The organism is Porticoccus sp. Uisw_050_02 (assembly GCF_047729555.1).
Classification (GTDB): Bacteria; Pseudomonadota; Gammaproteobacteria; order Pseudomonadales; family Porticoccaceae; genus Porticoccus.
On record NZ_CP159825.1, the window covers coordinates 607,206 to 620,459 of the forward strand.

Annotated in this window: 12 protein-coding genes and 1 tRNA gene; 9 read left to right on the forward strand and 4 right to left on the reverse strand. The window is 41.5% G+C overall.

The annotated features are described in order from the left end of the window. Positions 1–17: 17 nt before the first annotated feature. The 8 genes from ABXT41_RS02935 to ABXT41_RS02970 all read left to right on the forward strand — a co-directional run bounded on the left by ABXT41_RS02935 (position 18) and on the right by ABXT41_RS02970 (position 8,332). Positions 18–94 (forward strand) — tRNA-Asp (locus ABXT41_RS02935). 270 nt (positions 95–364) lie between these two features. After that, positions 365–1,258, forward strand: a complete 894-nt coding sequence (locus ABXT41_RS02940; RefSeq protein ID WP_415391332.1) for an NAD(+) kinase — start codon at positions 365–367, stop codon at positions 1,256–1,258. 17 nt (positions 1,259–1,275) lie between these two features. Then, positions 1,276–1,947 carry a rhomboid family intramembrane serine protease gene (locus tag ABXT41_RS02945; RefSeq protein WP_415391333.1) on the forward strand — a complete coding sequence of 224 codons (672 nt, stop codon included), beginning with the start codon at positions 1,276–1,278 and terminating at the stop codon, positions 1,945–1,947. 52 nt (positions 1,948–1,999) lie between these two features. Next, positions 2,000–2,284 (forward strand): YeaC family protein, encoded by a 285-nt coding sequence (locus ABXT41_RS02950; RefSeq protein ID WP_415391334.1) that lies wholly within the window; start codon positions 2,000–2,002, stop codon positions 2,282–2,284. A 33-nt stretch (positions 2,285–2,317) separates the two neighbouring features. Next, positions 2,318–3,127, forward strand: coding sequence for a DUF2797 domain-containing protein (locus ABXT41_RS02955; protein WP_415391335.1), 810 nt, complete (start codon positions 2,318–2,320; stop codon positions 3,125–3,127). Between the two features lie 66 nt (positions 3,128–3,193). Next, positions 3,194–5,881, forward strand: coding sequence for an aminopeptidase N (pepN, locus tag ABXT41_RS02960; RefSeq protein ID WP_415391336.1), 2,688 nt, complete (start codon positions 3,194–3,196; stop codon positions 5,879–5,881). Positions 5,882–5,898: 17 nt separating this feature from the next. Further along, positions 5,899–8,088: a bifunctional 23S rRNA (guanine(2069)-N(7))-methyltransferase RlmK/23S rRNA (guanine(2445)-N(2))-methyltransferase RlmL gene (rlmKL, locus tag ABXT41_RS02965; RefSeq protein WP_415391337.1), complete on the forward strand. Its 2,190-nt coding sequence runs from the start codon at positions 5,899–5,901 to the stop codon at positions 8,086–8,088. Beyond that, entirely contained in the window at positions 8,081–8,332 is a 252-nt protein-coding gene (locus ABXT41_RS02970) for a glutaredoxin family protein (RefSeq protein ID WP_415391338.1), read from the forward strand. The genes rlmKL and ABXT41_RS02970 overlap by 8 nt, the downstream gene beginning before the upstream one ends. A 33-nt stretch (positions 8,333–8,365) precedes the next feature. Here ABXT41_RS02970 and ABXT41_RS02975 read toward each other — a convergent pair whose 3' ends face one another. From ABXT41_RS02975 to ABXT41_RS02990, 4 genes are read right to left on the reverse strand one after another with little or no spacing between them, the layout of a single operon-like run. Then, the gene (locus tag ABXT41_RS02975) at positions 8,366–9,382 is read right to left on the reverse strand and encodes an NADP-dependent oxidoreductase (RefSeq protein WP_415391339.1); all 1,017 of its coding nucleotides are present in this window, start codon (positions 9,380–9,382) and stop codon (positions 8,366–8,368) included. Between the two features lie 29 nt (positions 9,383–9,411). Then, positions 9,412–9,624: an RNA-binding S4 domain-containing protein gene (locus tag ABXT41_RS02980; RefSeq protein ID WP_415391340.1), complete on the reverse strand. Its 213-nt coding sequence runs from the start codon at positions 9,622–9,624 to the stop codon at positions 9,412–9,414. 13 nt (positions 9,625–9,637) lie between these two features. Further along, positions 9,638–10,459 (reverse strand): TatD family hydrolase, encoded by an 822-nt coding sequence (locus tag ABXT41_RS02985; protein ID WP_415391341.1) that lies wholly within the window; start codon positions 10,457–10,459, stop codon positions 9,638–9,640. Next, positions 10,456–12,498 carry a transglycosylase SLT domain-containing protein gene (locus ABXT41_RS02990; protein ID WP_415391342.1) on the reverse strand — a complete coding sequence of 681 codons (2,043 nt, stop codon included), beginning with the start codon at positions 12,496–12,498 and terminating at the stop codon, positions 10,456–10,458. The genes ABXT41_RS02985 and ABXT41_RS02990 overlap by 4 nt, the downstream gene beginning before the upstream one ends. A gap of 178 nt (positions 12,499–12,676) precedes the next feature. On the opposite strand from ABXT41_RS02990, the gene ABXT41_RS02995 reads away from it, so the two are divergent. Further along, the gene (locus tag ABXT41_RS02995; RefSeq protein WP_415391343.1) at positions 12,677–13,177 is read left to right on the forward strand and encodes a hypothetical protein; all 501 of its coding nucleotides are present in this window, start codon (positions 12,677–12,679) and stop codon (positions 13,175–13,177) included. Positions 13,178–13,254 lie beyond the last annotated feature (77 nt).

Sequence of the window (13,254 nt, forward strand, 5' to 3'; positions counted from 1 at the left end):
GCTAAGAAAGCATATACGGACCGGTAGTTCAGCTGGTTAGAATGCCGGCCTGTCACGCCGGAGGTCGCGGGTTCGAGTCCCGTCCGGTCCGCCATTTATGCTTTTAGCCCTTGACATCAAAGATTCCTAGAGTGCTATAGTGATAAAAACATTAAGCGTATACTGTCCGGATAAATAAGCTACAATTGACGCTGCTGCTAGCGCTAATGTTGTTTTTTCATAATACATAAATCCTCAATTATTTACCTAAACTACGCAGCCTTTTACCGCAAACTGCACAATCTACTTGGCTTTTTTATATAATACTTACATTGAATCTCTTTGGGGTGAAAGCAGCATTTAATTCACTTTATGGCGGCTGATTATGAAACCTTTTAAGCATATTGCACTTATTGCTAATGTGGAGCTTCCTGAGGTAACCGAGCCCTTAAAACGCTTGTGTCGTTTTTTAGAAAAAGAAGGTTATTCAGTTGCCTTGGAATCAAAGACAGCGTTGTTAGTTGCCAACAACACATTACCTGTTTTTGATTATCTGGACGAAGAGCTCAAGTTGGATTTGGTCGTTGTAGTTGGCGGCGATGGCAGCATGCTAAGTGTAGGAAGAAGTGTGGCAGAGCTTAATATACCGCTTCTCGGAGTTAATAGGGGCAGGTTGGGATTTTTAACAGATATTCAGCCAGATGATATGGAAAATCAGTTAATTCGTGTTTTAGCTGGCGATTACATTGTGTCAAACCGCTTCTTGCTTGAAATTTCACTTTCTCGAAAAGGTGAAAAAATAAATTCTGGCGAAGCAATCAATGATGTTGTGGTACATCCAGGTAGTTCCCTGCGGATGATGGAATTTGAGTTATACATAGATGAACAGTTTGTTTATAGTCAGCGATCTGATGGTTTAATAGTATCAACACCAACTGGCTCTACTGCTTATGCCCTTTCTGGCGGTGGCCCTATTCTTCACCCCAACCTGGATGCCATTGTCTTGGTCCCCATGAATCCACATACATTGTCCAGTCGACCTGTTGTAGTGGGAGGAGATAGCAGCATAGAAATTAAGCTTGGGTTGCGTAATGAGCACTCAATGGTGACTTGTGACGGTCAAAATGACCTCATCCCTCAGCCGGGCGATGTCATTTGTATTGAGAAAAAAATGCAGCCATTAAGGCTTATTCATCAAGCAGACAATAGCTTTTACGCAACCTGTCGCACAAAGTTAGGCTGGGGTAGTCGACTGGGCTCAAGTAATCGAAATAGATGACAAGGGTTTATTGGTAAATGGCAGATGATAAAAATACTATGTTGCAGTTTGATAGCCGCAGTTTAAGTCTGCAGTTGAGCAACGCTCCGATTGTGGTGATGGTCTTACTATTAAGTGTTATAGGGACCTCAGTTGTTGAATGGTTCCCCCTTTTGGTCCACTGGCTTACAATACAAGACTACAGTTTGGATAATAATGTTATTATTTTTAGCTCTATATCGAGCAGTGTTGATAATGCAGAATACTGGAGGCTAGTTACCCCAGTGTTCTTACATTTTGGGTATTTTCATTTGATCTTTAATGCTTTATTGTTTTGGGTTTTAGGACAAAAGATTGAATATTTTCTTGGCAGTCCAAGGCTAGCTGTGTACATAGTCTTAATAGCAGCATGCTCTAACATTGGGCAGTATTTACTGGGCGGCGCTGCATTGTTTGGCGGTTTGTCTGGGGTTGTGTATGGGTTGCTAGGATTTATTTGGATTCGTCAAAAAATATCACCTGTTTCAGAATTAAGTGTGCCCCGCGGCCTAATAGGCTTCATGTTTTTTTGGTTAATTTTAGGGATTAGCGGCCTTGTAAATTTTTTTATGGACGTAAGCATTGCTAATGCAGCCCATGCCATCGGATTAGCTAGTGGTGTTACCTTAGGGGTCCTTCATGGTCGAAATAGACCTAATTATTTGCAGTGATATAATCTCATATTGCTGAAAGCTTAATAAAAGATATTGATTAAGGTAAGTCATGGATTTTGAAGAACTCATTGAATCGATTTCTCCTGAAGTTTATAAAAATATACAGTCTGCCGTAGAGCTAGGTAAATGGCCCAATGGCTTAAAGCTGACCCAAGAGCAGCGTGAGTATAGCATGCAGGTTTTGATAGCTTATGACGCGGCGCATAAATCCCATGAAAATCGTGTGGGTTATATCCCTTTAAAGAAAAAGAAAGATTTGTGTGATGCAGGCGTTACTGAAGGAAACGGCAGCATGCAGGAAAATGTTGAGCAGCCTATTAAGTGGCAGGATTAGGTTTTGCCTGAATTTTCTGGATATCTTAAAAAAATGAAGACGACATTACCCGATTCTTCGGGATTAGAATCTGTTCGTTATCAGCTATCAGTTGATGACCAGTTAATTTCTCTGAATGAGCAGCTGGGTAAGGTAATTAGGCTTTCGTTTACAGGGTCGATTCACTGCATCCATTGCGGTCGGCGTAGCAACAAGAGCTTCAATCAAGGATATTGCTACCCATGTTTCGCCAGTCTAGCTCAGTGTGATATTTGTATCATGAGCCCAGAAAGATGTCATTACGATGCGGGCACCTGCAGAGAGCCTGATTGGGGTATGGATCACTGTATGGTAGATCATATCGTTTACTTAGCGAACTCTTCCGGCATTAAGGTGGGTATTACAAGAGCAACACAACTACCGACTCGTTGGATTGATCAAGGAGCTATAGCAGCATTGCCAATTTTTCGTGTGAAAACGCGCCAGCAATCTGGATTTGTTGAAGATGTTCTGCGCAAGCACATATCAGATAGAACTAATTGGCGCACTATGTTGAAGGGTTCCATTCCTTCTATTGACCTTGCTGGCGCTAGAGATTCTCTTTATGAGCTTTGTTGTCAAGATCTACTGCAACTTGAAAATCGGTTTGGTCTTGAAGCACTCCAGCGAACTGAAAGCGTTGAACCTTTGGCTATTAAGTACCCAGTCCTAGAATATCCACTTAAGGTGGTTTCTCATAACGTAGATAAAAATCCTCAAATTGAAGGCACTTTGATGGGCATAAAAGGCCAGTACTTGATACTGGATAATGGCGTAATTAATGTTAGAAAATATACAGCTTACCATGTGGATATCTCTCTGTAGGTCTTCATGCAAGCAGTTTTTTGCTCTCAATACTCTAAATACCGCTAACTCTAAGGCAGGCAACCAATGGAAACCAAGAATTTTCTCCCAGAAACGACATACTTGAGTGACTATGAAGCCCCAAGCTTCTTGATCGATAAAACAGAATTACGTATCGAAATTTTAGAAGATTCAGTTCAGGTGTTAGCAATATTGGCCATTAGGCATAATCCAAATAGCCAGTGTTTAAAAAAGAGCCTGCAGCTTGCTGGTCAAGAGCTAACGCTACAATCCATCTCGATCAACGGCGATTTTTTAACTTCAGAACACTATAGTTTGACAGAAAATGACATTACTATTTATTCTGTGCCTGATCATTTTGTTCTCACGACAGAAGTGCTCATATTTCCTAAGAACAACACCTCGTTGGAGGGACTGTTTAAGTCTCGTACAATGTACTGCACTCAATGCGAAGCTGAGGGGTTTCGTCGTATTACATATTATCTGGATCGCCCGGATGTCATGTCTGAATTTACAACAACCATTATTGGAGATAGGTTGGTTTGCCCGGTGTTGCTGTCTAATGGAAACTTGGTGGACGCCGGCGATATGCCACCCATTATCAACAGCGCTGGAGTAGATCTAAATAAAGGACGCCATTGGGCCACCTGGCATGACCCTTTTCCAAAACCCTCCTACCTGTTTGCTATAGTCGCTGGCGATCTATCTATGGTGACAGACAGCTTTGCAACCTGTTCTGGTAAGCATGTCGATATTCGATTGTATGTTGAGCCGAAAGATATAGGAAAATGTAGCCATGCGATACAGTCGCTAAAGAATGCCATGAGTTGGGATGAGCGGGTTTTTGGCAGGGAATATGATCTAGATCTTTATATGATTGTCGCTGTAGATGATTTCAATATGGGCGCCATGGAGAACAAGGGGTTAAATATTTTTAATACCTCATGTGTCTTGGCTCATTCAGAAACAACAACGGATGATGCCTTTAAGAGAGTGGAGGCTGTTGTTGCTCATGAGTATTTTCACAATTGGTCTGGAAATAGGGTGACATGTAGAGATTGGTTTCAGCTGAGCCTAAAAGAGGGTTTTACAGTTTTCAGGGATGCCGAATTTTCTGCATATATGGGCTCACCTTCAGTTAAACGCGTGGAAGATATTAATTTCCTTAGAACAGTTCAATTTTCAGAGGATTCAGGACCGACAGCGCACCCTGTGCAGCCTTTATCATATATAGAAATTTCAAATTTTTATACGGTCACTATTTATGAAAAGGGTGCCGAAATTGTCAGAATGATTTGTACATTGCTGGGGCCTGAATTATTCCGCAGAGGATCGGATCTTTATTTTTCAAAATATGATGGCCAGGCTGTGACTATAGATGACTTTGTGTCAGTGATGGCTGAAGTGAGTGGCCGTGACTTTGGTCAATTTATGACCTGGTATCGAAAGTCAGGAACCCCAAAATTAACAGTTAACAGTGAATATGACTTAAAGACCCAGCAATACAAGCTGAGCTTTAAGCAGTCATGTCAAGCAGCGAAAAATTCAATATTCGAATCGAACGTGAAGGATACTTATCATATACCAGTTAGGGTGGGGTTAGTTGGAAGCCAGGGAGCCTTGCCTCTTTCTAGTAACGCAGATACATCTGTGCTTCTAGAGATAACAGAAGAAGAGCAAACCTTTTTCTTTGATAATATTTCCGAATATCCAGTCCCGTCGCTTCTGCAGGATTTCTCTGCCCCAGTTAAGTTAGAGTACCCGTACTCACTGGATGATTTGGCTGCTCTCATGTCACGAGACGAGGATGGGTTTAATCGTTGGAACGCGTCTCAGCAGCTGGCCATCAACCTTATGAAGCCGATGCTTTGTCAATATCGTGTCGAGAACAAACTAACACTCAACCCTCGCTTAAGTAAGGCATTCTCCAGTGTTATTGAAGAGCCTGGTAATGATCTTGCAATGAAAGCATTAGTTTTAACATTGCCCTCAGAGTTAATAATGGCTGAATTGTCAGAGGAGATTGATGTTGAGGCGATCCATGCGGTCCGAAACTTTATACTGAATGAGCTAGGGGAAGGTCTTGCTGATCAATGGAGAGATCTATATGTAGGTAATCTGTCTTCTAGCGAGTATGTTTATAATGCGGATGAGGCTGCCCGACGTAGCTTGAAGAACCTAGCTTTGCGTTATCTCTCGAATGGAAAAACAGAGGACTCATTGCAGCTACTTCAGTCTCAAATTTATAGCGCTGATAATATGACGGATCGACTTTCATCCTTAGCCACCCTAATTAACGATTCTAGGTCTGACGCAATAGGTCTTGCAAAGGAGTCCTTGCATCAATTTTATGAAGAATGGAAGCATGAGCCTTTAGTATTGAATCAGTGGTTTCAACTCCAAGGCTCATGTTCTTTGCCTGGGGGCCTGAAAAGGGTAGAAGCTCTAATGTCGCATTCTGCATTTGATTTTAAGAATCCTAATAAAGTTAGATCATTGATTGGCGTGTTCTGCTCTAATAATCCAATTAACTTCCACTGTGAAGGCGGCGCTGGCTATCACTTTCTTGCTGATCAAGTGCTTGCTCTAGATAAGATAAATCCGCAAATTTCTGCAAGAATATTGACCCCCTTGACTCGCTGGCGCAGTTTTCCGCAAGCGCGCGGTGAGCTTATGAGAGCACAACTGGATAGAATTATTTCAACGAAAAAGTTGTCTAGAGATACATATGAAATTGTTTCTAAAAGCCTCTAAGAGTGCGGTCTTTATGTATGAATAAAATTTTTGCTACCTGCCCAAAAGGTCTTGAAGAATTGCTCGCTAGTGAGCTTAAATCCCTTGGTGCAGACAAAGTCGGCCTAACAGTTGCTGGCGTTTTTGCTGAAGGGGCTGTAAGTTTTGCTTACAAGGCCTGCCTTTGGTCTCGTGTTGCTAACAGGATACTGCTGCCTTTAGCTAAATTTAAAGTGATCAATGACAATGACTTGCATCAAGGGATTAAAAAAGTTCCTTGGCATTTGCATCTAACTCCGCGTGAAAGTATTGCTGTTGATTTTTCTGGATCCAATGATGCAATTCGTCATACTCAATTTGGAGCTCAGCGGGTAAAAGACGGTATTGTCGATGCCCTCCAAGAGTATTTTGGCGACCGATCTGATGTTGACCTAAAAAATCCAGATATTCGTATCAATGTGCGTTTATCTAAAGATCAAGTAAATGTTAGCCTCGATTTGTCAGGTGACAGCCTCCATAAACGTGGATATAGAGCAGCTATGGTAGCAGCTCCCTTAAAGGAAAACCTAGCCGCTGCTTTACTTTTACGTGCTGGTTGGTTGGATATTTCAGCCCAAGGCGGAGCGCTTATTGACCCTATGTGCGGGAGTGGCACTTTGCTTATTGAGGGAGCCATGATGGCTGCAGATATTGCTCCAAATCTGAATCGAGAAAAATTTGGATTTCATGGTTGGTTGCAGCATGACAAAGTTTTATGGGGTGGAGTTAGACAGGATGCTATAGATAGATGTCAGTTGGGGCTTGCAAGAAATCTGCCCGAAATACGTGGTTACGACAAAGACTCCAGGGCTATTAAGTCCTCTCAGGAAAACATAGCATCTGCTGGGCTTGATAAGCATGTGCGAGTAACACCTAAGCCTATGTTGGCGTTTAAAATACCCACCCACACTCAAATAGAACATGGCCTGATGATTTGCAATCCCCCTTATGGCGAGCGTTGGGGGGATGCTGAGGAATTGAGGCCCCTCTATCAGAGTCTTGGGGAGTTAGCTAAACGAGAGTGCCCCGGATGGCGCTTAGCGATAATGACAAGCAATGCTGAGCTAGCTGGAGAGTTGCGGCTTAGGGCAAATAAAAAATATAAGTTATTTAATGGTGCCATTCCCAGCCAATTTCTTTTATACCAACTTCGAAGCGAAGCTGAAAAGATAGATGTGATCTCCCCTCAAGAGACACCAGTGGATCATGAGACTGTAATGACAGAAGGCGCAAAGATGTTTGCTAACCGCCTAAAGAAAAATTTTAGAAAATTGAATTCGTGGATAAATCAATCTGAAGTTAACTGTTATCGCCTTTATGATGCCGATATGCCCGAATATGCTGTCGCTGTTGATGTCTACGATCAGGCTATTCATGTTCAAGAGTATGCTCCCCCGTCAGACATAGAGTCACACCAAGCAGAAAAACACTTAGGTGAGGTTCGTGAAGTCATCAGCCAACATTTGAGGGGAAATACTTCCCGTGCATTCTTTAAGGAGCGTCGACGACAAAAAGGTGACAGCCAGTACCAACGAAAAGATGGCCATCAAGAGAAGAGCGCTAGCTTTAATGTAACGGAAGGGAAGGCTGTATTCGAAGTTAACTTAGCGGTTTATCTAGATACAGGCTTATTTCTTGATCATCGACCAGTTCGTCGAATGATTTGCGATATGGCTAAAGGTAAACGGTTCCTTAATTTATTTTGCTATACGGCGACAGCTACTGTACATGCTGCTTTAGGCGGCGCTACATCTAGCCTAAGTATAGATATGTCGAGCAGCTATATTGATTGGGCGGAACGAAACTTTATTTTAAATAAAATGGATATTAACTGTCATCAGCTACTCAAAGAAGATTGCCTTGGTTGGCTCGCTAATGCGACTAAGGTAAATAACAGAGAGACGCAGTTCGATTTAATTTTTCTCGATCCGCCAACGTTCTCTAATTCAAAAAAAATGGATTCAGTGTTGGATATACAGCGTGATCACGTGAAATTAATAAAGGATACTATGTTGATTCTTGCTCCTAACGGGATTCTTGTATTTTCTAACAACTTTAGAAATTTTTCTATGTCTACAAGCATCGAAGAACACTATAGGGTTGAGAATATAACCAAAAAAACACTTGATCCGGACTTTCAGAGGAATCAAAAAATTCATAATTGCTGGTTAATCCGTCACTATGAATAAAATTTTTATATTATATGTTGGCTCCCGTTGTCATCTTTGTGAGCAAGCGAAATCGCTTATAGCTGATGTTTTGAACGACACAGGCTGGATGCTTCACGAGATTAGTATTACGAGCAATGATCTGCTTTACGAAAAGTATAGGCTTCGAATACCTGTGATTGTTTCGCCGCAAGGCGAAGAAAAAGGGTGGCCTTTTACTGCAAGGCAAATAAAGCACCTTATGGCTTCAAAGGATCACTTATAATTTTTAATAGATGGATGCTAGCCCAAGCTATGCTTATATTTTGTATATTTGAATAAGACATTTGCCAAGATTTTTCCCTCGATAAAGAGATGAAATTGAACAAGGCGCCTTTTCAATTCCACATAAGATCTCTTCACGATACTTTATTAGCCCGGCGCTCACCCATTCAGTGAGAGCTGCTAATGCTTCTGGATATCGCTCTTTATAGTCAAAGACTAAAAATCCTTCCATACGCGCTCGATTTACTAGAATTTTTCGTTCTTGCCTGGGCCCAATAGGGTGCTCTTCCCAGTTGCTTATCGATGAGGTGCCACAGACTACAATACGTCCGCCGATATTCAATAGTTGCAAAACGGCATCACTAATTATACCCCCGGTGTTGTCAAAATAGACATCAATACCTTTAGGGCAGGCTTGGGCAAGCTCTTTCTCAAATTTCTCATCATTGTAATTGATGGCTTGATCATACTGATACAGCTGCCTACATAGATCTACTTTTTCTTGGCTTCCGGTGATCCCTATCGTGTGACAGTTTTTTAATTTGGCAATTTGACCAACACATGAGCCAACAGCTCCTGCAGCTGTTGATACAACTACAGTCTCTTCTGAAAGAGGCTGCCCAATATCTAGAAGCCCAAAGTACGCTGTCATTCCATTTAGACCAAGAACGCCAAGCGATGTCGATATAGGTAGCGAATGAGCAGCTATTTTTCGATCAATGACACCTGCTTCGACTAGAGCATATTCTTGCCATCCAAAAAGTCCTGTAACAAACTCTCCTGGAAGAAAGTTGGGGTGGAGTGAGTCAATGACCACGCCTGTAGCGAAAGACCGCATAACACTGTTTAATGCAACTGGTTCGGCGTAATTTTCAGTAGCACTAACCCATCCTTTCATTGCTGGCTCTACAGATAGATATATGTTGCGAACAAGAACTTGATCCCTGGTAATGACAGGTAATACCGATTCTACAATTTGAAAATTATCAGCTGTGGGAATACCTTTAGGTCTTGATATAAGCAGCACTTGTTTGTTCTTGCAAGCAGTCATATATTTACCTATAAAGTTTGAATAATTTTTTACACCAACCGCACATACATTTTTTCATTGTTGTACATAATAATATCCCCAGAAATAATTTTTTTCCTTTTTCTGGTTTCAGTAGCACCATTTACCTTTACTAGGCCGCTAGCAACAGCGATCTTAGCTTCAGCGCCACTCTCAGTCATTCCTTCAAATTTCAGTATTTTATAGAGCTCAACAGGCTCCCTGTTTATATGAACATCTTTCATTTTTTGAGCTCAGTTATAGATTGAAAAAGAGGGTTGATGTTAGCGTGGTCTCCTCTGCAATTTCCAGCATGGTCTCAGCCCGCTGATCGGCAACAGCACTTAACACCCAAGGCAAGAATGCCGGTTCGTTTATTTTTTTCTTGGTTGTGTGATTCATCGTTCTTGGTAAAAGGTAGGGCGCATCAGTTTCTAGCATCAATCGATTTAATGGGATATCTTTAGCAATTCTTTGTAGTTCTTGACCGCGCCTTTCGTCGCAAATCCACCCTGTAATACCGATATGTAGATCTAGATCGAGATAGTTAAATAAAGAAGTTTGATCGCCTGTAAAGCAGTGAATTACAGCGCTTGTTAGATGATCGCGGTATTGCTTCAATATTGCCAGTTGGCGTTGATGCGCATCTCTTTCATGCAAAAACATAGGTAGCTGCAATTCGACTGCTAGCTCAAGTTGTGCTTCAAACGCCTTTTCTTGATCCTTGGGAGGTGAAAAGTTGCGATGGAAGTCAAGCCCCGCCTCTCCAATCGCAACCACTTCTTTGTTGGCAGCTAGGCTCTTCAGGTTGGTTATGGTTTCCGTGTTAAATTCTTTGGCATTGTGAGGATGTATGCCGCATGTGGTATACAGCATATTAGGATAATCTAATGCCACATCTTGACAAAGATTTAAGCTACGTACACTTTCTCGCTCATCTGTACCGGTGATGATTAGCTTGCTTACATTAGCCTGTTGCGCACGGTCCAAGACAGACACTAAGTTGTTATCAAAGGCTGCGTGAGTAAGATTTACCCCTATATCAATTAACGGACTTTCACATCGATATAGATCAGTCATAGTCGCTGCATTTTCTCTTGCTCGCTTATCATTTGCTCATGGATGCCTAATTTCTTGGCATATATTGCCGAAAAAGCCAGTACATTTTGTACGTAGTTGCGGGTTTCTTTAAAAGGAATAGCTTCAATCCAAGCGTCAAATGGGAGTTTTCCTGCAGTTATTTTATTCCAGCGTTGTACCCTGCTGGGGCCTGCATTGTAAGCAGCTATTGCTAGGATACGATTGTTATTGAAGCGATCCAGCATCTCTCGAAAATAAAGACTACCTAGGGCAATATTTTTCTCAGGGTCATATAGGTCATCACTACCTTCGTAGGGCGCGAAATTTTTGCGCGCCACCGCGCGCGCTGTTGATGGCATTAGCTGCATTAATCCTTTTGCCCCAGCAGGCGATAACGCCTTCACATAAAAAGCACTTTCTTGGCGAGCGAGAGAAATTAACCAATGTTTCGGAATTCCATTTAACCTTGAGTGTTCTTGAAACTCACCTTCAAAAGAAACCGGAAAGCGTAGTTCAATATTATCCCAGTATTCTGCCCTTATCATGCTGGTTATAGCGCCATTATGCCATTGCCATTTTTTACATAAATGAGCCGCTAATATCCATTCTGTTTTGTTGAATTTTCTCGTGGTCTGGTTCCACGCTCTACGCGCAGAAAGATATTGCTTATGATGGAGCAACTCTCTAGTGCGAATCATCCCAGGCCGTTCTTCTAGTTTTAATAGTTCTTGCAGGCCCAAAGCTGAGTCTTTGTGATTCATGCTATTCTCTATTCCTAACCACTGACTGCTCAAAAATCCATAAAAGCTACGTTCAAGAGACAAGTGGGTGTAATTTCTTTGGGTAATCGATGAGCTGCTTTTGCTGGTAGCTATTTTTTGTTCAGATAGATCTTTGCTTCTTTGGCCCCAATACCTCCAAACTTGTTTATTTTTTAGGTTTGTAGGCATACTTTTTATCCAGAGCAACGTATCTTCCCAGTCTCCAGATCGAATAGATTGTCGGGTGCGCCATTCAAGAAGTTTACTATCTGCTAGGGTGATGTTCTCTGTGAGGTACTGATCAGAAGCTTCTAACTGATTTTGAAAATAAAATCCTTTGACCAATGCGGCAACAACTTTGCTTGTTTGTTCGGCGCTGAAATGATGCGTTGTTTTATATGCATCAAAGTACTCAAGCGCTTGAGACGCATCTTTTTTTGCTAGTCGGCGTAGCCCGTAGGAAAGAGCCTCATGTATCTCTGCGCTGTTTAATTGCAGCTCATTGCTGGTGAATAGCTTGCGGTCGGTCACAGCATTTTTGTAGCGATATATTCGATAAATTTTGTCTGCTAGTTTTTGATGCTCAGGGTCAGCAATAAATCGTAGCAAGTACCTTGATAATTGGTATTGACGATTTAGGATTGATTTAATGTAGCGCTGCCATGCAATATTTTCAGTAATATAGTTGCCTTGAACTAAGATTAAAAACAGTTTATCGCATTCTTTGGGTTGAGATTTGCCAACAGACCATAGCTTGATTGCACCTAAGATCGCATCATTTCTATCATCACTGTTGCGTTTAATTCTTGCCAGCTGGTAGTAGCACTGCTGTTTTGTTGAGGCCCCACTTTTTTTATAGTCGATTAAGTAATCTTGCCATTTGTTTCGTTTGCGTAAAGTTTCCAGCCAGTGATGGCGTATGTCGTCTGCGATAGCTGTTTCATTATGCCGTTTTAAAAATTGCCTTACATGCTCTTTTGGGAGGCTATGAATTCTTTGAAGTAACTCCAGAGCCTCCAAATAGTGCTTCAGGGGATAGGTGTCCAGTTTTGCGTACTGATCTAAGTAGGTTTTTTTGTCCCTAACCTGAAGTGCGTTATAAGCAAGATGAAAGCTTTCTCGCTGGGCTTCTAGAGAGGCTTCTGTTATTTTCTTTTCGGAGGCCCATGATTTTAGAGGTAGCAAAAGAACTAATGCCAGCAATGATGATTGAAGCAATAGCGGCGTAAAAAATATTAACCATTTCTTGCAGAGAGCTGTATCGTTATTTCGTTCCATAAAAATGTAAATGTATTGTCTGTTATAAAAAATGAATAGATTTTAAATCTAGAAGATTCCATGTATTTGCGCCTATCATAGCTACTAGATTTGATATAAAAAAGAGCTGATGTAAGCTTTTTTATATAGCGGCTTTATAGCCTTATACCTGAAAAATAAATTAAAGTGTTAGCAAACAATGACGTATCTATTAATTGCATTCGTATTATTGGTTATTCTCTCACCTCTCATGTGGTTTCGACAATCGCCTCGTCAAAATCTTATGATAAATATGCGAAAAGAGGCTACGCGTTTAGGTTTAATCGTAAGTCTCAGTGCGCCCCCTGATGCCCGGCAAGGGGAAACGAGACTGGATTGCGTTACCTATAGATTGCCGTGGATACCTGATTCACCGCGATCACAAAAACCCCGAATGGAGGACTGGTTGTTAGCGAAAGGTGTTTCAAGGGGTAGTCCATCTCCTTGGCTCCGCTGGCAATGGTTGAGCAGAGAATCGAATGACCTCATCATGGATGCTATCGGATTGGTATTAGATGGCCTTCCGGCTGATATTTTTGGATTAGAGGCGAGGAGTGATGGGTTGATAATATACTGGAAGGAGCACGGAGGATTAGAAGATGTGATTACCGTCTATAAGCTGCTTTTCTTGCTAAGAAAAAATATATGCAGTAATGCTTAGAAGTAAATTTTTATAAATAAAAGTAAAATTTTCTTGGCCAACCTACTGCTTGTCGATGTATATTCATGCTTCGTTGA

Bases quoted from the DNA above. Each gene is read 5' to 3' on its own strand.
- ABXT41_RS02970 (WP_415391338.1), top strand. From the start codon at position 8,081: ATGAATAAAATTTTTATATTATATGTTGGCTCCCGTTGTCATCTTTGT.
- ABXT41_RS02980 (WP_415391340.1), bottom strand. From the start codon at position 9,624: ATGAAAGATGTTCATATAAACAGGGAGCCTGTTGAGCTCTATAAAATA.
- ABXT41_RS02975 (WP_415391339.1), bottom strand. From the start codon at position 9,382: ATGACTGCTTGCAAGAACAAACAAGTGCTGCTTATATCAAGACCTAAA.
- pepN (WP_415391336.1), top strand. From the start codon at position 3,194: ATGGAAACCAAGAATTTTCTCCCAGAAACGACATACTTGAGTGACTAT.
- rlmKL (WP_415391337.1), top strand. From the start codon at position 5,899: ATGAATAAAATTTTTGCTACCTGCCCAAAAGGTCTTGAAGAATTGCTC.
- ABXT41_RS02985 (WP_415391341.1), bottom strand. From the start codon at position 10,459: ATGACTGATCTATATCGATGTGAAAGTCCGTTAATTGATATAGGGGTA.
- ABXT41_RS02940 (WP_415391332.1), top strand. From the start codon at position 365: ATGAAACCTTTTAAGCATATTGCACTTATTGCTAATGTGGAGCTTCCT.
- ABXT41_RS02955 (WP_415391335.1), top strand. From the start codon at position 2,318: ATGAAGACGACATTACCCGATTCTTCGGGATTAGAATCTGTTCGTTAT.
- ABXT41_RS02950 (WP_415391334.1), top strand. From the start codon at position 2,000: ATGGATTTTGAAGAACTCATTGAATCGATTTCTCCTGAAGTTTATAAA.
- ABXT41_RS02945 (WP_415391333.1), top strand. From the start codon at position 1,276: ATGGCAGATGATAAAAATACTATGTTGCAGTTTGATAGCCGCAGTTTA.
- ABXT41_RS02990 (WP_415391342.1), bottom strand. From the start codon at position 12,498: ATGGAACGAAATAACGATACAGCTCTCTGCAAGAAATGGTTAATATTT.
- ABXT41_RS02995 (WP_415391343.1), top strand. From the start codon at position 12,677: ATGACGTATCTATTAATTGCATTCGTATTATTGGTTATTCTCTCACCT.